15 protein-coding genes and 2 tRNA genes are annotated in these 17,997 nt (G+C 39.3%); 7 read left to right on the forward strand and 10 right to left on the reverse strand.

Features of this window, described 5'->3' with window-relative positions:
- Positions 1–389 precede the first annotated feature (389 nt).
- The gene (uvrB, locus tag Q0O89_RS00980) at positions 390–2,423 is read right to left on the reverse strand and encodes an excinuclease ABC subunit UvrB (protein WP_293729948.1); all 2,034 of its coding nucleotides are present in this window, start codon (positions 2,421–2,423) and stop codon (positions 390–392) included.
- Between the two features lie 417 nt (positions 2,424–2,840).
- Here uvrB and Q0O89_RS00985 point away from each other — a divergent pair.
- Both Q0O89_RS00985 and Q0O89_RS00990 read left to right on the forward strand, forming a co-directional pair.
- Positions 2,841–2,916: transfer RNA gene (locus Q0O89_RS00985), tRNA-Asn, on the forward strand.
- A 165-nt stretch (positions 2,917–3,081) separates the two neighbouring features.
- Entirely contained in the window at positions 3,082–4,044 is a 963-nt protein-coding gene (locus Q0O89_RS00990; protein WP_293729949.1) for a calcium/sodium antiporter, read from the forward strand.
- Between the two features lie 40 nt (positions 4,045–4,084).
- Here Q0O89_RS00990 and zevB read toward each other — a convergent pair whose 3' ends face one another.
- The 9 genes from zevB to Q0O89_RS01035 form a co-directional block, all read right to left on the reverse strand.
- A complete protein-coding gene (gene zevB / locus Q0O89_RS00995) occupies positions 4,085–5,119 on the reverse strand; it encodes a zinc transporter permease subunit ZevB (protein WP_293729950.1) in 1,035 nt (344 codons plus the stop codon).
- Positions 5,110–5,733: a zinc transporter binding subunit ZevA gene (gene zevA, locus Q0O89_RS01000; RefSeq protein ID WP_293729951.1), complete on the reverse strand. Its 624-nt coding sequence runs from the start codon at positions 5,731–5,733 to the stop codon at positions 5,110–5,112. The genes zevB and zevA overlap by 10 nt, the downstream gene beginning before the upstream one ends.
- A 259-nt stretch (positions 5,734–5,992) precedes the next feature.
- Positions 5,993–6,078, reverse strand: a tRNA-Leu gene (locus tag Q0O89_RS01005).
- 26 nt (positions 6,079–6,104) lie between these two features.
- Entirely contained in the window at positions 6,105–6,443 is a 339-nt protein-coding gene (gene secG, locus Q0O89_RS01010) for a preprotein translocase subunit SecG (RefSeq protein WP_293729952.1), read from the reverse strand.
- An 85-nt stretch (positions 6,444–6,528) separates the two neighbouring features.
- A complete protein-coding gene (locus tag Q0O89_RS01015; RefSeq protein ID WP_293729953.1) occupies positions 6,529–8,481 on the reverse strand; it encodes a DNA topoisomerase III in 1,953 nt (650 codons plus the stop codon).
- Between the two features lie 80 nt (positions 8,482–8,561).
- The gene (locus Q0O89_RS01020; protein ID WP_293729954.1) at positions 8,562–10,502 is read right to left on the reverse strand and encodes an LTA synthase family protein; all 1,941 of its coding nucleotides are present in this window, start codon (positions 10,500–10,502) and stop codon (positions 8,562–8,564) included.
- Positions 10,503–10,588: 86 nt separating this feature from the next.
- A complete protein-coding gene (gene mtgA, locus Q0O89_RS01025; RefSeq protein WP_273315314.1) occupies positions 10,589–11,353 on the reverse strand; it encodes a monofunctional biosynthetic peptidoglycan transglycosylase in 765 nt (254 codons plus the stop codon).
- Positions 11,334–11,639 carry a trp operon repressor gene (gene trpR / locus Q0O89_RS01030; RefSeq protein ID WP_135709502.1) on the reverse strand — a complete coding sequence of 102 codons (306 nt, stop codon included), beginning with the start codon at positions 11,637–11,639 and terminating at the stop codon, positions 11,334–11,336. The genes mtgA and trpR overlap by 20 nt, the downstream gene beginning before the upstream one ends.
- A 33-nt stretch (positions 11,640–11,672) precedes the next feature.
- On the reverse strand, positions 11,673–13,703 hold the full coding sequence (locus Q0O89_RS01035) for a transglycosylase SLT domain-containing protein (protein WP_293729955.1): 2,031 nt from the start codon (positions 13,701–13,703) through the stop codon (positions 11,673–11,675).
- 152 nt (positions 13,704–13,855) lie between these two features.
- Here Q0O89_RS01035 and Q0O89_RS01040 point away from each other — a divergent pair, with 152 nt between their 5' ends.
- The 5 genes from Q0O89_RS01040 (at position 13,856) to Q0O89_RS01060 (ending at position 17,995) form a co-directional block, all read left to right on the forward strand.
- Positions 13,856–14,695, forward strand: a complete 840-nt coding sequence (locus tag Q0O89_RS01040; RefSeq protein ID WP_293730039.1) for a VirK/YbjX family protein — start codon at positions 13,856–13,858, stop codon at positions 14,693–14,695.
- 8 nt (positions 14,696–14,703) lie between these two features.
- Positions 14,704–15,366: a (d)CMP kinase gene (gene cmk / locus Q0O89_RS01045; RefSeq protein ID WP_293729956.1), complete on the forward strand. Its 663-nt coding sequence runs from the start codon at positions 14,704–14,706 to the stop codon at positions 15,364–15,366.
- Positions 15,367–15,473: 107 nt separating this feature from the next.
- A complete protein-coding gene (rpsA, locus tag Q0O89_RS01050; protein ID WP_293729957.1) occupies positions 15,474–17,126 on the forward strand; it encodes a 30S ribosomal protein S1 in 1,653 nt (550 codons plus the stop codon).
- Between the two features lie 184 nt (positions 17,127–17,310).
- Positions 17,311–17,595, forward strand: coding sequence for an integration host factor subunit beta (locus tag Q0O89_RS01055; protein ID WP_135709506.1), 285 nt, complete (start codon positions 17,311–17,313; stop codon positions 17,593–17,595).
- Positions 17,596–17,701: 106 nt separating this feature from the next.
- The gene (locus tag Q0O89_RS01060) at positions 17,702–17,995 is read left to right on the forward strand and encodes a LapA family protein (RefSeq protein WP_293729958.1); all 294 of its coding nucleotides are present in this window, start codon (positions 17,702–17,704) and stop codon (positions 17,993–17,995) included.
- Positions 17,996–17,997 lie beyond the last annotated feature (2 nt).

The following is a 17,997-nucleotide window of genomic DNA, read 5'->3' on the forward strand; positions in this document are numbered from 1 at the left end:
ACATTAGAATGCGATTTAAATAAAGCAATAGGTTGGGTGTTTTATACTAATTAACTAGAACTTGTTGATGTTTTGAGGCTGTAAAATCACCAATAAGTGTTTATTTAATATCCCAGCATGGCAGAGCCATACCGGGTTACGCATAAATCAGCCCCTTTGGGGCTGAGAATTAGAGTGGCAAAGCCACTCAACTATGCGTAACCTAGTACGCATTTTGCGTGCTAGGTATAAAATAGTATATTTTATAAGCATAAAACATCAACAAGCCTTAAAGGGCAGTCGATGTTTATCTATATTTTGGGTGTAATAAACAAAATGACGGATAAAATCGAGTTAAAATCTTATAGCATCAAAAAAGCGCGGTCAAATTTGATCGTGCTTTTTTATGGCTAACTTTCCAACATAAATTCTTGTCGTAACTGATGCAGCTGATCACGCACAGCGGCAGCTTTTTCAAACTCCAGATCTTGCGCAAATTTGTACATTTGTTGTTCCAATTTTTTAATCTCTTTTTGCACTTCTTTTGGATTGCGAGGAATGTGATATTCAGCTTGTGGTTCGGCAACTTTGCGGCTTTTCACTTTTGTACGGTTATTCGTTGCGCCTTGGCCAATATCTAATAATTCGCCCACTTTCTTATTCAGTGCTTGAGGAACAATGCCATGCTCTTCATTATATTTCATTTGTTTTTCACGGCGGCGATTGGTTTCACCAATGGCTTTTTCCATGGAATTGGTGATACGGTCTGCGTATAAAATGGCTTTACCATTCAGGTTACGTGCGGCGCGTCCAATGGTTTGAATTAAGGAACGTTCCGAACGCAAGAACCCTTCTTTATCTGCGTCCAAAATTGCCACTAGAGAGACTTCAGGAATATCCAAACCTTCCCGTAATAAGTTGATCCCAACTAAGACATCAAACTCACCTAATCGCAAGTCTCGAATAATTTCTACTCGTTCAACCGTATCAATATCAGAATGCAAATAACGGACACGTACACCATGTTCTTCCAAATAATCCGTGAGATCTTCTGCCATACGTTTCGTTAATGTCGTCACCAAAACACGCTCATTTTTGTCCGCTCTTTGACGGGCTTCGGAAAGTAAGTCATCCACTTGAATGCTGACTGGGCGGATTTCAATTTCAGGATCGAGCAAACCGGTCGGGCGGACCACTTGGTCAATAATTTCTGCCCCTGATTTTTCTAGCTCATAAGGCCCCGGCGTGGCGGAAACATAAATAGTTTGTGGCGCTAAACGCTCAAATTCTTCAAAACGAAGTGGGCGGTTATCTAAAGCTGAAGGCAAGCGGAAACCGTATTCGACCAAGGTTTCTTTTCGTGAACGGTCGCCACGATACATGCCGCCAATTTGCGGAACGGTAACGTGGCTTTCGTCAATGATGAGCAAGCCATCCGATGGGATATAGTCAAATAAGGTTGGTGGTGGTTCGCCTTCGTTGCGACCCGATAAATAACGTGAGTAGTTTTCGATCCCCGAGCAATAGCCGAGTTCATTCATCATCTCAATATCAAATTGAGTGCGCTGAGTAATACGCTGTTCTTCCAGTAATTTATTTTCTTTAATGAAGTATTCACGGCGTTGTACCAATTCTGCTTTGATTTTTTCGATGCTATCTAAAATTCGTTCGCGTGGTGTGACGTAGTGCGTTTTAGGATAGACAGTGAAACGGGGAACAGTACCGAAGTTGCTACTTGTTAAAGGATCAAATAGGCTTAATCGCTCAATTTCATCATCAAAGAGTTCAATACGTACTGCTTGGTCATCACTTTCTGCCGGAAAAATATCAATCACTTCGCCTCGTACGCGGAATGTCCCACGCTGAAAAGCTTGGTCGTTACGCGTATATTGTAGTTCAGCAAGTTTGGACAAAATTTCACGCTGATTCACAATAGCGCCTGTTTGTAGATGAAGCATCATTTGTAAATAGCTATCAGGATCGCCTAAACCATAAATAGCAGAAACCGAAGCCACAACAATAGTATCGCGTCTTTCTAAGAAAGATTTGGTAGCGGATAAACGCATTTGCTCAATTTGATCATTAATTGAAGCATCTTTTTCAATGAAAGTATCGCTACTTGGTACATAGGCTTCGGGTTGATAATAATCATAATAAGACACGAAATATTCCACGGCATTTTCAGGGAAAAAAGCTTTCATTTCCGCATAGAGTTGCGCAGCAAGGGTTTTGTTGGGGGCAAGCAGCATGGCCGGGCGATTTAATTGCGCAATCACATTGGCAATGGTAAAGGTTTTACCTGAGCCAGTTACGCCGAGCAAAGTTTGGTGTGCTAAACCGTCATTGAGGTTTTCCGCTAATTTGCGAATGGCTTCGGGTTGATCGCCGGAAGGTTTAAATTCGGAATGAAGAATAAATGGTTTGGTATTAATTTTGTGTGACATTTTACGTACTGATCATGCATTAAGTGGCATTATTTTATCATAGAATAGGCGCGTAAACCTGAAAAAAACAATACGGAAAAATATAGGTTTTACACAGGGTTAGCGTTGTCAAGTTAAATAGATCACAAAAATCAAAAAAAATTTTTAAAATTCATTTGAAAAAATGTAACTAATTGAAATATAAATAAATGTCATTTTGCAACCAATTAACCATAGAAAGAGTGCAGATATAGATTTTATAAGGGATTAGCCTATATTCACCGATTTAACTCACAGAGTTATCCACAGATTTTGTGGATAGAAAAGTGCGGTGAAAAATTTATATTTTTTTATAAATAAAGTATTGACAAATATGGGCAATAACTTTAATATTCGCGACCTATTTAGCTATCCTTGTAATAGCAAATTCCGAACAATTCCTCCTTAGTTCAGTCGGTAGAACGGTGGACTGTTAATCCATATGTCGCAGGTTCGAGTCCCGCAGGAGGAGCCATTTTATCTTTTGGTGAACTTTTATTTGTCTCCTTTGATAAAAGTTTGTTTATGCCAAAAGTTTTAGCCCGATAAGATTTGATCGGGCTTTATTTTTATCTCTCATTTCTCTTTTCTTGATAATTCGTTATACTGCACTTCAATTTTATTTTTATAAGGTTTTTATATGCTATTACCTGGTTTAGCCATTATTGGTGGTTTATTACTTTTAATTTGGTCGGCAGATCGTTTTGTGGATGGCGCAGCTGCAACGGCTCGTCATTTTGGCATGCCACAGCTTTTAATCGGTATGGTGATTATTGGTTTTGGGACATCAGCACCTGAAATGATCGTGTCTGCATTCTCAGCAATTAATGGAAACCCAGGGATTGCACTTGGAAATGCTTATGGTTCTAATATTACCAATATTGCGTTGATTTTAGGGTTAACCGCGCTAATTTTACCGCTAGCCGTAAATTCACAAGTATTAAAACAAGAATTGCCTGTGTTGATTTTTGTGACAGTACTTTCAGCATTTCTGATCATGGATGGTGATGTATCACGTTTAGACGCATGGATTTTGCTTGTGGTATTTTTTATTTATATGGGTTGGACAATTTGGAATGGATTACACAATAAAGAAGATAGTTTAACAACCGATGTCAAAGAGGAATTACAAGAACAAGCATATATGTCGCTTGGTAAAGCATTATTGTTGGTTGTGATTGGTTTAGCATTATTGATGGTGAGTTCACAGTTGTTGGTATGGGGGGCGGTTGAAGTTGCCCGCTATTTTGGTGTTAGCGATTTAATTATTGGTTTAACTATTGTTGCCGTTGGTACATCCTTACCCGAGTTGGCCTCTTCGATTATGGCTGCGCGTAAAAATGAAGTGGATTTAGCGGTAGGTAATATTATCGGCTCAAATTTATTTAATACGCTTGCCGTAGTGGGGATTGCCGGAGCAATTTCACCAATGCATGTTGGACAGGAAATCTTTACTCGAGATATGTTTGTGATGTCGATTTTAACGCTATTGTTATTTTTCTTTGGCTTCGGCAAAAAAGGTGAAATTAATCGTTTCAAAGGTATGATTTTACTCGTTACTTATATTGCCTATAACTTTTATTTGTTTAAAACGGCTATTTGAATGAAGTAAAGTGAGCGCAATGCTCACTTTTTATTTTTATTCAAGAGGTAAAGAGTATAGCTCCTCCGGTACTTGGTTGTAAGGTCGCGTAAAATAAAAGACTCGCAAAAGTCAATACAAAAATACCTACCATAAATTTAAATAACATCGCCCCATACTTAGTGAGCCATTGTAATGAACCATACAAATGTCCTATCCGTATTGCTGTTTGTCGTGCGTATTGTACGATAATAGCAAAGCCAGACAACATTAGCCCTGTACCCAATGCCATCGCTATTGTAGCAATGATTCCCCAAGGATATAAATTAAGCATATAGGCAAGAAAAAGGACAAAAATGGCCCCAGAGCAAGGACGCATGCCAATGGTCAAAATAATAAGTAATTGAGATCTCCATGATTGCATTTGTAGTTGATGTTGGTTTGGTAAATGTTGGTGTCCACAATAACAATTACACGGACTTTCCTGCAATTGAACCTTTGGTTGATGCTTATTGGGATTAAATGGAAGGGGAAAATCGACCCTGGTGTCTATCGATATAGCATGAATATATGGTTTGGATTTTTTTGTTACACTGTTAAGTTTGGACTGCAACATCATTTTGATTGCTTGATACATCCATTGTACACCGAGTAATAGCATGAAAAACAAAGCGGTTCGTTCTAGCCAGAGTTGACTGGTTTTGAAATAATTTGATGACAAATGTAAGGAAAGCACAATAATAGAAACTGCGACAACCGCAACAATGCCTTGCATAAGTGACGATAGAAAAGTTAATCTCATGCTAGTTTTCAGTTTTGATTCATGAGTCGATAGATAACTTGCGATGACAAATTTACCATGTCCCGGTCCTATTGCATGAAATACACCATAGAGAAAACTAATGGCAATTAATATACTACCTGATTCTGTAGGAGTTTGTTTAATTTGGTGTAATTGAGCTGAAATAATTTGATTAAAGTCGCGTTGCCATACTACAACCTGTTTAAATAGGATAGGGAAGTATAAATAAAGACCCATGATAAGCAGAGCGAGTAAGCCGGCAGGAATATATTTTTTCATTGTGATCATTGGCATGTAATTCGGATTTGTTGAGCAAATTGTTGTCCCAACGTATTATCTTCGTCTCGTTGGTCTTGTTCCAGTGAAAATGCATATTGCTGAAGTTGAGTATCTACTCGAGGTTCAACTAATATCCCCTGACAGCGTTCAGGCAATTGACTAAAATCTACCGCACTTTTATCTTTGAGAGAATAGAGCATAGCGACAAAATAGGTTTTATCGTAAATTGCTAAAGTCAGCTCGTTATTTTTTAAATCCACAGGTTTGGCAAGCTGTACGTCAAAATAATACTGTAGATAAGTTCCATTTGCTTTTAATCCATAATTCACAGGGGTATTTTTGAATTTGATTTTATGGCCTTGCTTATTATAAAGATAGCTAAAATAATGCTCTGTAACGATATTTTTAAACATCTCTTCAGTTAACTTATGTTTACTTTCTTCTGTTGAAAACTTGAGTTCATATAATAACCCTGCCGAACTTGCTTCATCTAATGTCCATTGAGTAGAAAAACCGACTAATTGATCATTTTCTACGAGTAGTTTCGTTTTGAGATCAATAAATGCATGGGGATGCGCTATAGCTTGTACAGACCAAAAGCTTAAAAGTGTAAAAAGTAGTTTTTTCATTATAAATTTTGAAAAGAAAATTTGCGCTATTTTAACACAATGCTTAGTAAATTTATTTGTATGGAAGAATAAAGTGGGGTTAAAAAAGTAATGATTTTGGTTGTAGTGGTACACTAATTTCGTAGTCGCAATAAGTTGTAAAATTCAACCCCAAATGAGGATGTAAAACTTAATGGAACTAATTGAAACAATAAAAAAAGCTAGAACCTTGTAAATTCTAGCCTTTTGGGAGTTTTTGAAACTGTATGGAATATTTAGCTGGTGCTCTGGGCGAGACTTGAACTCGCACGACCTACGGTCACTACCCCCTCAAGATAGCGTGTCTACCAATTCCACCACCAGAGCGTTAATTCGATTTTTTTAGATTGTTATTAGTTTTGCGGAATATCTTTATTTGGATTTTCTACCGCTGGTGCTTGTTGTTCTAATTGTTGGGCTGCTTGTGATAAATCATCAAATTTACCTTGTTCAACATGACCACGGTTAGCATTTAGATTTCCTAAAACAATACTAATTGCAAAGAACACAGTCGCTAAAGCTGCAGTTGTACGTGATAAAAAGTTTGCTGAACCTGCTGAACCAAATACCGTACCTGATGCGCCGCCGCCAAATGATGCTCCTGCGTCCGCGCCTTTACCTTGTTGAATTAAGATAAAGCCGATCATTACGATCGCAACGATAAGATAAACAAACATTAAAACACTATACATTCTTTTTTCTCTGTGAATAAAAACGCGCAAATGTTACCGAATATTTAGTTTATTCGCAAGCGGTTTTTGTTTAATTGCTGAAAACTTATTCAGAAATAACCGCACTTTGGGCATTATTGGCTGATTTTTTGCGCGTTGCAAATTTAGGTTTGGGACTATTCTCGATTTGGCTGAGTTGTCGTAATGCTGAAAAATTGACGAATTGTACCAAATCGGGGAGCATTTGCGTTAACTGGAACATAAATTGCTGATAACTTACAGTTTTTTTACTTATGCTATTTAATTGCGATTCCCAATGTGCCGTCATATCAGGTTGTGTGGCTAAATCAGGTAGTGCCTGAATAAGAATTCGCCCGGCTTCTGTGCTATGAATATTTCGTCCTTTTTTTGTTAAAAAACCACGCTTGAAAAGTAGTTCGATAATACCTGCACGAGTGGCCTCTGTACCTAAACCATCTGTTTCACGTAGAATTTTTTTGAGTTCTTTGTCTTGTACAAATCGCGCAATTCCAGTCATGGCTGAAAGCAAGGTGGCATCTGTGAACGGTTTAGGGGGTTGTGTTTTTTTGCTTACAATCTCCCCTTTCTCACAAAATAAAATATCCCCTTTTTTGACCACAGGCAAAGGCGAATCCAGTTGTTCATCGCTGTCATCTTTTCCCAACAAGGATTTCCAACCGGCAATTTGCAAATTTCGCGCTTGAGCAATAAAAGTACCACCCGCAATGGTTAGGGTAATTTTGCTTTTACGATATTCTGCGTCAGGACAAAATTGCATTAAATATTGGCGTGCAATCAGGCTATAAATATTTTGTTCCCATGTGGTTAGATTTGCTGGACGATTTTTTGCTGTGGGAATAATGGCGTGGTGCGCTTCCACTTTTTTATCATTCCAACAGCGATTTTTTTGTTCGATATTCACCGCACTTGGCAGGGTTTGATAGTCATTAGCATGCACTTGAATGGCAGCTAATACTTTTGCACGATCAGCAAAATGCTCGTTAGGCAAATAACGACAATCGGAACGTGGGTAGGTGATTAATTTGTGTTTTTCGTACAAACTTTGACAGGTATCTAACACATCTTGTGCAGACAGGCCAAAACGTTTTGCCGCATCAATCTGTAAGGCTGAAAGCGAATAGGGAAGTGGTGCGGTTTCTTTTTCTCGTTTATCTTCATAGGCACTCACTTCCGCAGGTTGTTCTGTAATGCGTTTAACCACGTTTTCCGCTAAACCGCGAGAAAGCACACGCCCATCTTCATCTTGATAATCTTCACAGGCTTTGCTGGGTTGCCATAAGGCGGTAAAAGGTTGATTGTTTGCAAAAGGTGCGGTGGCATTTTCTGTCGTTTTAACATGAGCCAATACTTCAAAAAAATCTTTTGGTTGAAAATGTTCAATTTCAAGATCACGGCGGACGATTAGCCCCAAAACAGGTGTTTGTACGCGCCCCACAGACAGTACGCCATTGTAGCCTGCTTGACGACCACGAATAGTATAAGCGCGTGTCATATTGATCCCATATAACCAATCTGCACGTGCACGCGCTAAGGCGGAGGTGGCAAGAGGGATAAAATCACGGTTAGGTTGCAATTTTTTTACCGCTTTTTCCACCGCACTGGGGTTCAAATCACTGATGAGACAGCGTTGAATTTTATCGCGTTTTTCTGCGCTTAAATTGGTATAACTAAACACTTCATCTACAAGAAGCTGCCCTTCGCGATCGGGGTCGCCGGCGTTAATCAATTCATCCGCTTGGTGAATTAATTTTTCTACAGTTTTGAGTTGTTTGGCGACTTCTTTACGTGGAATAAGTTGCCATTTATCAGGAATAATCGGTAAATGCTCCAATCGCCACTGTTTAAAAATCGGGTTATAGGCATCGGGTTCGGCTTGTTCCAATAAATGCCCCACGCACCAAGTGACATAGTCATTTTCGCCACAACGGATAAAACCATCACCACGAGTATGCGGCTTGGGTAATACATCAGCAATAGCGCGTGCAAGGCTTGGTTTTTCGGCGATAAATAAGCGCATGAATGACTCCGTAAAAAATGGGCGCAAATTTTACCGCACTTTAGTCACAACACTCAACCCGATCGAAAAGATAAACCACGCTATTTTTCTGAACGATAGAGTTTTTCTTTATAGGCAATGCTTCCCCAAAGCGCGTAAGCTAACGCCTGTTTTTTCATTTCTTCAGGAATATTCGCCGGGATTAAGGTTTTGCTTTCGCTGTCATATTGAAAACCTTCCGCCGGTTTTTCCGGTTGCAAAATGGCTAAGGTTTTTTGCCCATTGATTTCACGCATATAACCAAAAACTTTATCGTATTGCATTAAGGCACGGTTTGGACTTTCTTTCGTTAAATCATAGCCAAGCATTGGATAATCGCCACTAATTCCCGCCAAGGAAAGTAAAGTGGTCGGCATATCAATTTGGCTAACCAAACGGTTGTCACGTTGTGGTTGAATATTCTCACCTAAAATTAAGGCAGGAATATGGAAATTGTTGACAGGAACATAAGCGGCACCGCCTGCACGGGAATCGTGATCCGCAATCACTAAGAAAATCGTGTTTTGCCAATAATCAGATTGTTGCGCAAGCTTAAAGAAATGCCCTAGAGCGTAGTCCGCATATTTGGCTGCATTATTGCGTGTTTCTTGCGGTTGTTCGTAAAGCTCGATTTTTCCTTTAGGAAAATCAAAAGGATCGTGATTGCTTGAGGTAAATACCAAACTGAAAAATGGCTTGTCTTCTTTGGCAAGTGCGGTGAATTTTTCGTGAGCTTTGTCAAAAAGATCTTCATCACTTACGCCCCAAGTGCTGGTAAATTTCGGGTTAACATAATCCGTTTGATCAATAATTTGTTGAAAGCCATTGCCGTAGAAAAAGCTTGCCATATTGTCAAAATGTTTTTCGCCGCCGTAAATAAAAGATGTGTGATAACCTTGTTTAGCTAATAATTCAGCAATGGTAAAAAAGCCTGTTTGTGCGCCCGTCAGTTTGACTACAGCGCGTGCAGGTGTTGGCGTAAATCCGGCGGTGACGGCTTCAATTCCGCGAACAGAGCGTGTGCCCGTGGCATAGAGATTGTCAAATAACCAACCTTGTTGCGCGAGTTGATCAAAGTTTGGTGAAAGTGGTTTGCCACCAAGAGTACCAATAAATTGCGCACCTAAACTTTCTTCCAAAATAATCACGATATTTCTCGGTTTACCTTGATAAGTGGCTTGGTTTTGGGTCAGCGTGGGTAAGGTGGTGGAAATATAATCCGTTTCAGGACGTCCACGCACTTCTTTCAACGTGTTAACCACATCTTCTAACGCCATTTTGCCGTACATTTCTGACGATTTATCTTCATCTTTCATCTGTTGAATGGCAAATAAAACCGAATAGCCTGAGTTGAGCGTTAGGGCATTAACCAAGGGATCCGATGAAAATGCCACCATTGATGGGTTGATCCCTCGATGTTGTAGGCTTGAGCGCGCCCCTAAAAACATGAGACTGCCAATGAGTAAGAAAGCCACAGGACGCCATTTCCAGCTGAAATAATGTAGGTTTTGGCTGACTTTTTTGGCTAATTTCCAAAATACCCAAGCACAAAGTGCGGTTAAAATGAGGGTAGAAACTAGCGCAACTAAATGTCCGTTGGCAAGCATATTAAATACTTCTTTTGGATAAATCAGATATTCAACAAAAAGGCGATTTGGACGCGTATCATAGGTTTCAATAAACGCAGGTGTCGCGAATTCCATAAAGAGAATAAAGGTGCTAAATGCTGTTAAGCCAAGGCGCACAATGAAGTTTGCTATTTTTCCAACCCCATTATTTCCGCCAAAGAACATGGCGATAATGACCAAGGGTGCAAATAACCAACAAAGCGAAGAAATATCAATGCGAATGCCTTGTAATAACATGGGTAACCAGCCATTCACCGCTTCAACGCGTTCTTGTTGCCATAATCCTAGTAGCAAGCGGCTGAAAGAAAGCAGAATAAGGTTGGTGATGAAAAAGATAAAAATAGGGTAAATATTCCCAAGTCGTTGTTTTAGCATGTTTTTCTTCCTTTTTGAGTGAATTCTATTTTTATATTATCAGGGTAAAATTAGGGTTGAATTAGCCTTTTGATTGGTATTAATTGTTATAATAAATTCAAATAGCCTTTCCCTAATCCATTCATTTGGCGCATAATCCACGCCTGCTTTCGTTTAACTAATGCACTTGGTGCGTTCACTTTATAGATAATCGGGTTGGGCAATACTGCCGCCAATAATGCCGCTTCAGATTGCGTTAGATTTTTAGCGGCTTTTTTGAAGTAAAAACGGCTTGCGGCTTCTACGCCAAAAATCCCCTTACCAAATTCAGCGATATTTAAATACACTTCCAAAATGCGTTTTTTTGACCAAAGTAATTCTAATGTTATGGTTACAGGGACTTCTAAGCCCTTTCTAAGCCAACTTTGTCCGTGCCACAAATAAAGATTTTTCGCGGTTTGTTGGGAAATGGTTGAGCCACCACGAATTCGTTTGGATTTTTCATTATGTTCCAAGGCTTTTTCTATGGCATTCCAGTCAAAACCCCAGTGGGTCGGAAATCGTTGATCTTCTGCGGCAATGACCGCCAGCTGCATATTGGGTGAGATTTGATCCAAACTAACCCAGTCATAATGCATTTCATCACTCAAATTCAATTGCAACAACCGGCTCACTTTTTGTTGAACCATATAAGCGGAAAAGGGCAGTGGAACGAAGCGGAAAAATAAGGTGATCGCTAGAAATGCGATGAAAAAACGGGCAAAAAAACGTCCGCACTTTCCTTTGGTTTTGCGTTGTATCAGGCTTCTGCCTAAACGGAAAAAAGTGCGGAGAATCTTGAGACTAAATAGGTTATTTTTGTGTTTTAGCATCAACTTGTTCTTTTACCCAAGCGAGAAAATCGGGTTCCATCAGTTTGAGCATATTGGAACCGCGCGTAATGGTTGCCGCGCTGGTATTCAGATTTTGCTGAATTTCCCGTTGCGGCAGATTTTTATCCAACAGTTGCGACACAATTTGAAGGCGCAAACCCACCGCATCGCGTTCGTCTGCGGTGAGTAACAAGGTGAGAAGTTCTTGTTCTTTGCCTTCTGCAAATGCGGCACGCAGGGTTTCCATAAAGGCATTCCAATAGTTCATATTGCGGCTAATATACATGACTTCTCCTTTTATACTATTAAACTAGTACGCCTAGTATAAACGATCTGCTTCTTCTTTTGAAAACAATTGTTGTGGTTGTTGCTGTAAAATTTGGTAGAAGCTGTCATAAGCCAACACATTTTGCACATAACCGCGGGTTTCATAGAAAGGAATCGCAGTCACAAATTCCGCTAAGGTTAATTTTCCTGCAGATTTTTCCAACCATTTATCCACACGTTGTGCGCCTGCATTGTAAGCGGCGGCAATTAAAATACGGTTATCGCCATATTTATCAAATAATTCCTGTAAATGCGCAGTGCCTAACATAATATTATTAAAAGGATCAAAAAGTTGGCTTTCATTGCTGTAAGGCAACCCTGTTTTTTCCGCGGTTAATTTGGCGGTGCTTGGCAATAATTGCATTAAACCGCGAGCGTTAGCGGCTGAAGTAACATGGGGTTTCCAAGCGCTTTCTTGACGTGCAATGGCCATAGCAAAAGTGCGGCTAATTTTTTTGCCTTTTAAATTGATCTCAAACCAATCCGAATAAGCATTCGGTAAGCGCAAGCTGAGATAATCCCAGGCTTTGGCTTGGATAGTGGTTTCCACGCCTAAATCGTACCAACCTTGCTGTGCAGCGTAGTCTGACAATTGTAATTTTTGTTCAAAAGTGGCGTTATCCAATAATTTGCGCCATTCGCTATTCATATTGCTCGCGTCATCAAAATAACGTAACTCTGCAATTCTTGCGAGTTCAGCTTGGAAAGTGACGTCAATTTGAGGCATCGCACCGGGTTTTGATGTTGGCTCAACGAGTTTCAGCATTTCGGGTTGATATTGAACGCCTAATTCTTTTGCCGCCAACATCGAGAAGAAGCCACGCTGTTTGGCAAGTGCGGTTAAAATTTCCTTAGATTTTGTTTTGTTTTCTGCTTTTTGAGCCAGCCAATATTGCCATTCGTCTTTGGCTTTTGTGGCATCAGACAACAATCCAAGCCATTTCGCGTAATCCGCTTTTTCACGAATTGCCATACGAATACGGCGTTCCGTTAATTTGTCGTCTTTTAATGCAACAAGTTGTTCATCGCGCCAACGTTGGAAATCAGGGTTTTCGCTATCAAAAAATTGAGCAAGATAAAGCTTTTTCCATTCAATGCGTTGATTTGCCGTTAATTCAAAACTAGTTGCCCAAGTTTCAAATTTGTCAAAATATTTCGCAGGCTCTTTGATCTTATCTTCATTCAATGTTTTGACATAGGCAGGAAAAGTTGCCAAAATCACCCGTTTTTCCAATGGCTTGTTTGGAATAATGTCAACATAGAACAAATTATCTTCATTCATTAATTCCGCCGGGGATTTTAACAATGCATTTAAATCTCTTGCCCAACGCTGATTTTTTTCATCTTTTAACATTTTTTCCAAATGAGAAAGCAAACCGCTATTACCTTGCTCATAAGCCATTACCGCACGTTGTTTTGCTAATTCCGGGGTTAAGCCACCTTGTTCATGCCATTGCGCTAACAATGGATCGCATTGGCTTGGCAAACTTTGTCCCGTTAACCAAATTGTCATTAAATCATCTTGGGATAATTTAGGTAAAAGTGCGGTGGGATTTTGGGCGGTTTTTTGTGTGTCATGATTGGTTTCAGCGGCTTTTAGTGCTGCATTATATGATTTTGCTTGCACTAAAATACATTGTGATCCTTGATCCAATGGCAGTTTAGCGGCGTTATCCAAGATGGTTTTCCAATCTTGTTTTTCTTGTTGTTGTTTTAACCATTCTTTTTTTAATGCGGTCGCAAAAGGCAAATGCGGATTTTTTTGCTGATAAGCTTCAATGTCCGCTAAGGTTAAATTGGTTTTATTGGCTTGAAGCAACTTGGCTTCAGCGTAAGCAGCTAGCGGATAATCTTGAATTTGGTCAAGCAAATTTTGCGCAAGATTTTGGGTTGCTGAGCTTTGTGACATTGCCAGTAATTCATTGATTTTCTGATAATTTTGGCGTTGTTGTTCTAAATTGGCTACGGCAGAGAATGAGGTCAAGGTAGCAAGTATCATTAAAGAGAGCGTTGTGCGTTTCATATTTTTCCTAATCGGTTAAAGAATGGTCCTTGTGACAGACAGTTTGCATTTGCAAAAGATAAACGAGTATAATTCCGCAAATTTTAAAGAGTTCAATCTGATTAGACAATAGGATTTTTGTGAGTTCATTTTCATTTCCCACTTTTAATCAAATGTACGCCTATGAACGCCGCTTAGGTAAGAAAATACGTTCATTTGGGCGTTATTATTTTTATACTTTTTTACATCGCCGACAAATTCGTGAGTTTGAGCAGTATTTAAATGAAAACACATTATGGCAACCTGTGTTTACGTGCTATTTTTATCGTGTTAATGCCTTGTTACAAAAATTCTGTGATCGCCGTTTTTCTGCACAAGAGCGTATAAATGCGATTAAAGCCAATTTTGAGCAAGCAGAAGCGAAATTTGGTGTAACAACTTGCCAACACTTGGTGGAACATGGGTCTTTAAAATTAGCGCAATTAACGGAAGATTGGGCGATTTACTTAAATATTAATGCTATTGATCCATTTGAAGGTTTTTTTTCATTAAATATCAAAAATGCGGAGGGACGTTCTGTTTATGATGCGTCTTTTACCTTTTTGCCGAATAACCAATTATTAATTGCCTCTATTCAAGGCCCTAATTCAGGGGATGCGCAAGAATTAGTTAAAGTGGCGACAAAACAACTGCACGGTATGCGCCCGATGTATATGTTGGTCAATGCATTTAAAAATTTAGCAGAAACATTGAATTGTAAATTGCTAGGGATTGCGCATAAAAATCAAGGGAAATATCGCTGGAATGATCATTCAAAATTGCTGTTTAATTATGATGAGTTTTGGCAGGAAAATGAGGGTGTATTGAATACACAAGGATATTGGGAATTGCCGCTAACGATTGAGCGCAAGTCATTGGATGAAATTCAAAGCAAAAAACGTTCTATGTATCGTAAACGTTATGAGATGCTTGATATAATGGCGCAGGCAATACAAAAATTTTTTAACGAGTAGGATTTGAAATGATTATTACAGTAGATGGTCCGAGTGGTGCCGGTAAAGGAACCCTTTGTTATGCATTGGCGGAGAAACTAGGTTTTGCCTTGTTAGATAGCGGTGCAATTTATCGTGTTAATGCGCTAGCGGCTTTAAAAAGTGCGGTGAGTTTAGAGGATGAATTGGCTTTAGCAGAAGTTGCTCGTCAATTAGATATCCAGTTTGTGCCGAAAAATGGTGAAGTAGAAATCCTGTTAAATGGTGAGAATGTCAGCGCGCAAATTCGTACTCAAGATGTGGCAGATGCGGCCTCTAAAACGGCCGTCTTTCCACAGGTTCGCGTTGCGTTGTTACAAGTTCAACAGGATTTTGCTAAAACTGAAAAAGGCTTGATTGCAGACGGGCGTGATATGGGGACAGTGGTGTTTCCGAATGCGGATGTGAAGTTATTTTTAGACGCAAGTGCAGAAGAACGTGCAAAAAGACGTTTTAAACAGTTGCAAAATAAAGGAATTAATGGTAACTTTGCGCAGATTTTAGCCGAGATTCAAGAACGGGACTTTCGTGATAGAAATCGTGCGGTCGCGCCGCTTAAACCTGCGGACGATGCATTGTTGCTTGACAGTACGGAACTTAGCATTGAAGAAGTAATTGCGCAAGCGTTGCAATTCATTGAAAGTAAACGTTAATCGGTAAAATTTAACCTGTTTATTCAGGGATGAATGAACGTTATTATCAACCCCACTTAATAATGGATTTTGAGTGGATGTTATTAACCTTTAAAAGAAGATTAAATATGTCAGAATCTTTTGCTCAATTATTTGAAGAATCATTAAAAAACCTTGAAACTCAACGTTTAGGTTCAATCATCAACGGTACTGTTGTTGCTATCGAAAAAGGCTTTGTGTACGTAGATGCAGGTTTAAAATCTGAAGCGCGTATCCCGGCGGAAGAATTCGCAAATGCACAAGGTGAAGTTGACGTTAAAGTTGGCGATGTTGTAAACGTTGCTTTAGACGCTGTTGAAGACGGTTTCGGTGAAACTAAACTTTCACGTGAAAAAGCAGTACGTCACGAATCTTGGATCGAATTAGAAAAAGCATTCGAAGCACAAGCAAGCGTTGTTGGTTTAGTAAACGGTAAAGTGAAAGGCGGCTTCACAGTTGAGTTAAACGGTGTTCGCGCATTCTTACCGGGTTCATTAGTTGATACGCGTCCGGTACGTGATGCAGATCACCTTTTAGGTAAAGAATTAGAATTCAAAGTTATCAAATTAGACCAAAAACGTAACAACGTAGTTGTTTCACGCCGTGCAGTTATTGAATCAGAAAGCTCAGCAGATCGCGATGAAGTATTAGCGAACTTGGCTGAAGGTTCAGAAGTGAAAGGTATCGTTAAAAACTTAACAGATTACGGTGCATTCGTTGATTTAGGCGGTGTTGACGGTTTATTACACATCACTGATATGGCTTGGAAACGTGTTAAACACCCAAGCGAAGTGGTTAACGTTGGTGATGAAATCACAGTTAAAGTATTGAAATTCGACAAAGATAAAACTCGCGTTTCATTAGGCTTAAAACAATTAGGTCAAGATCCTTGGGCTGCAATCGCTCAAAACCACCCTATAAACAGCAAATTAACAGGTAAAGTAACAAACTTAACAGACTACGGCTGTTTCGTTGAAATTTTAGATGGCGTTGAAGGTTTAGTTCACGTCTCTGAAATGGATTGGACAAACAAAAACATCCACCCTTCAAAAGTGGTTAACTTAGGTGATACTGTTGAAGTGATGGTATTAGAAATCGATGAAGAACGTCGTCGTATTTCTTTAGGCTTGAAACAATGCAAACCAAACCCATGGTTACAATTTGCAGAAACTCACAACAAAGGTGACAAAGTTTCAGGTAAAATCAAATCAATCACTGATTTCGGTATCTTCATCGGTCTTGAAGGTGGTATCGATGGTTTAGTTCACTTATCTGACATTTCTTGGAATGTTCAAGGTGAAGAAGCTGTTCGTAACTACAAAAAAGGTGACGAAGTAGAAGCAGTTGTTTTACAAGTAGATTCAGCGAAAGAACGTATCTCTTTAGGTATCAAACAATTAGAAGACGATCCGTTCAACAACTTCGTGGCAATCAACAAAAAAGGTGCAGTAGTGTCTGCAACTGTTGTTGAAGCTGATGCGAAAGGTGCTAAAGTTGAATTAGCCGGTGGCGTTGAAGGTTACATCCGTGCAGCAGATTTAGTTTCTGAAGTTGCAGCTGGTGATGTTGTTGAAGCGAAATACACCGGTTCAGATCGTAAAGCACGTATCGTTCACTTATCAGTGAAAGCAAAAGATCAAGCTGATGAAGCAGCAGCATTAGCGTCAGTAAACAGCAAACAAGAAGAAGTGGCTGTTCCTAACGCAATGGCAGCAGCATTCGCTCAAGCTAAAGGTGAATAATTTATTCCCTAACTAATCAAACTGGCGAGTTTTTGCTCGCCAGTTGTTTATTACATAAATTTATTAAGTGAAACAACGTGATTTTTGTGTGTGAATAACTGGTAAAGCGCGGTCAAAAATGACGTTGTTTTATTAGGGACTTCTATTGAAGATAAGCAGCCCTCTCAACTGAAAGGATAATGTTATGACAAAATCAGAATTAATTGACGCAATCAGTCAACGTAATCCAACGATTGGTATCAAAAATATCGAAAATTCGGTAAAAGAAATCTTAGAACATATGTCTTTGAGCATGGAAAATGCGGAGCGAATTGAGATTCGTGGTTTTGGCAGTTTCTCGTTGCATTTTCGTCAACCACGTATTGGACGCAATCCGAAAACAGGCGAGAGCGTTAAATTAGAGGCGAAATGTGTACCGCATTTTAAAGCGGGCAAAGAGCTCAAAGAGCGCGTTGATAATCATGCTTAATTTTTGCAAATAGTTTAAAATTACTCAAAGAACGGCACGTTAAAGTGTCGTTTTTTGCTTTAAATTTTGGCATAATGGGGCAATGTCAATTTGGGAGTCGCATACTATGTTCAAATATATTTTCGGTTTTATTATCGTGCTTGCTATTATTTTAGTTGCAATTACGGTGGGTGCAAATAATGATCAAGTTATTACCTTCAATTATGTGTTTGCACAAAGTGATTTTAAACTTTCTACTTTAGTGGCCATTTTATTTGGATTTGGTTTTATTTTAGGCTGGTTAGTGACGGGGATTTTTTATCTCAAATTAAAACTTAAAAATATGGCATTAACGCGCCAAGTAAAACGTCTAAATCAGCAAATTAATGAGATGACCACAAGTCTTAATAAGGCTGCATAATA

The sequence above is a fragment of the uncultured Actinobacillus sp. genome, assembly GCF_945915845.1.
GTDB lineage: Bacteria > Pseudomonadota > Gammaproteobacteria > Enterobacterales > Pasteurellaceae > Exercitatus.

Excerpts from the sequence above, each read along its gene's own strand:
- Q0O89_RS01055 (WP_135709506.1), top strand. The coding sequence starts at position 17,311 with ATGACAAAATCAGAATTAATTGACGCAATCAGTCAACGTAATCCAACG.
- Q0O89_RS01015 (WP_293729953.1), bottom strand. The coding sequence starts at position 8,481 with ATGCGCTTATTTATCGCCGAAAAACCAAGCCTTGCACGCGCTATTGCT.
- trpR (WP_135709502.1), bottom strand. The coding sequence starts at position 11,639 with ATGTATATTAGCCGCAATATGAACTATTGGAATGCCTTTATGGAAACC.
- mtgA (WP_273315314.1), bottom strand. The coding sequence starts at position 11,353 with ATGCTAAAACACAAAAATAACCTATTTAGTCTCAAGATTCTCCGCACT.
- rpsA (WP_293729957.1), top strand. The coding sequence starts at position 15,474 with ATGTCAGAATCTTTTGCTCAATTATTTGAAGAATCATTAAAAAACCTT.
- Q0O89_RS01040 (WP_293730039.1), top strand. The coding sequence starts at position 13,856 with ATGTACGCCTATGAACGCCGCTTAGGTAAGAAAATACGTTCATTTGGG.
- Q0O89_RS01060 (WP_293729958.1), top strand. The coding sequence starts at position 17,702 with ATGTTCAAATATATTTTCGGTTTTATTATCGTGCTTGCTATTATTTTA.
- cmk (WP_293729956.1), top strand. The coding sequence starts at position 14,704 with ATGATTATTACAGTAGATGGTCCGAGTGGTGCCGGTAAAGGAACCCTT.
- Q0O89_RS01035 (WP_293729955.1), bottom strand. The coding sequence starts at position 13,703 with ATGAAACGCACAACGCTCTCTTTAATGATACTTGCTACCTTGACCTCA.
- Q0O89_RS01020 (WP_293729954.1), bottom strand. The coding sequence starts at position 10,502 with ATGCTAAAACAACGACTTGGGAATATTTACCCTATTTTTATCTTTTTC.
- zevA (WP_293729951.1), bottom strand. The coding sequence starts at position 5,733 with ATGAAAAAACTACTTTTTACACTTTTAAGCTTTTGGTCTGTACAAGCT.
- uvrB (WP_293729948.1), bottom strand. The coding sequence starts at position 2,423 with ATGTCACACAAAATTAATACCAAACCATTTATTCTTCATTCCGAATTT.
- zevB (WP_293729950.1), bottom strand. The coding sequence starts at position 5,119 with ATGCCAATGATCACAATGAAAAAATATATTCCTGCCGGCTTACTCGCT.
- secG (WP_293729952.1), bottom strand. The coding sequence starts at position 6,443 with ATGTATAGTGTTTTAATGTTTGTTTATCTTATCGTTGCGATCGTAATG.
- Q0O89_RS00990 (WP_293729949.1), top strand. The coding sequence starts at position 3,082 with ATGCTATTACCTGGTTTAGCCATTATTGGTGGTTTATTACTTTTAATT.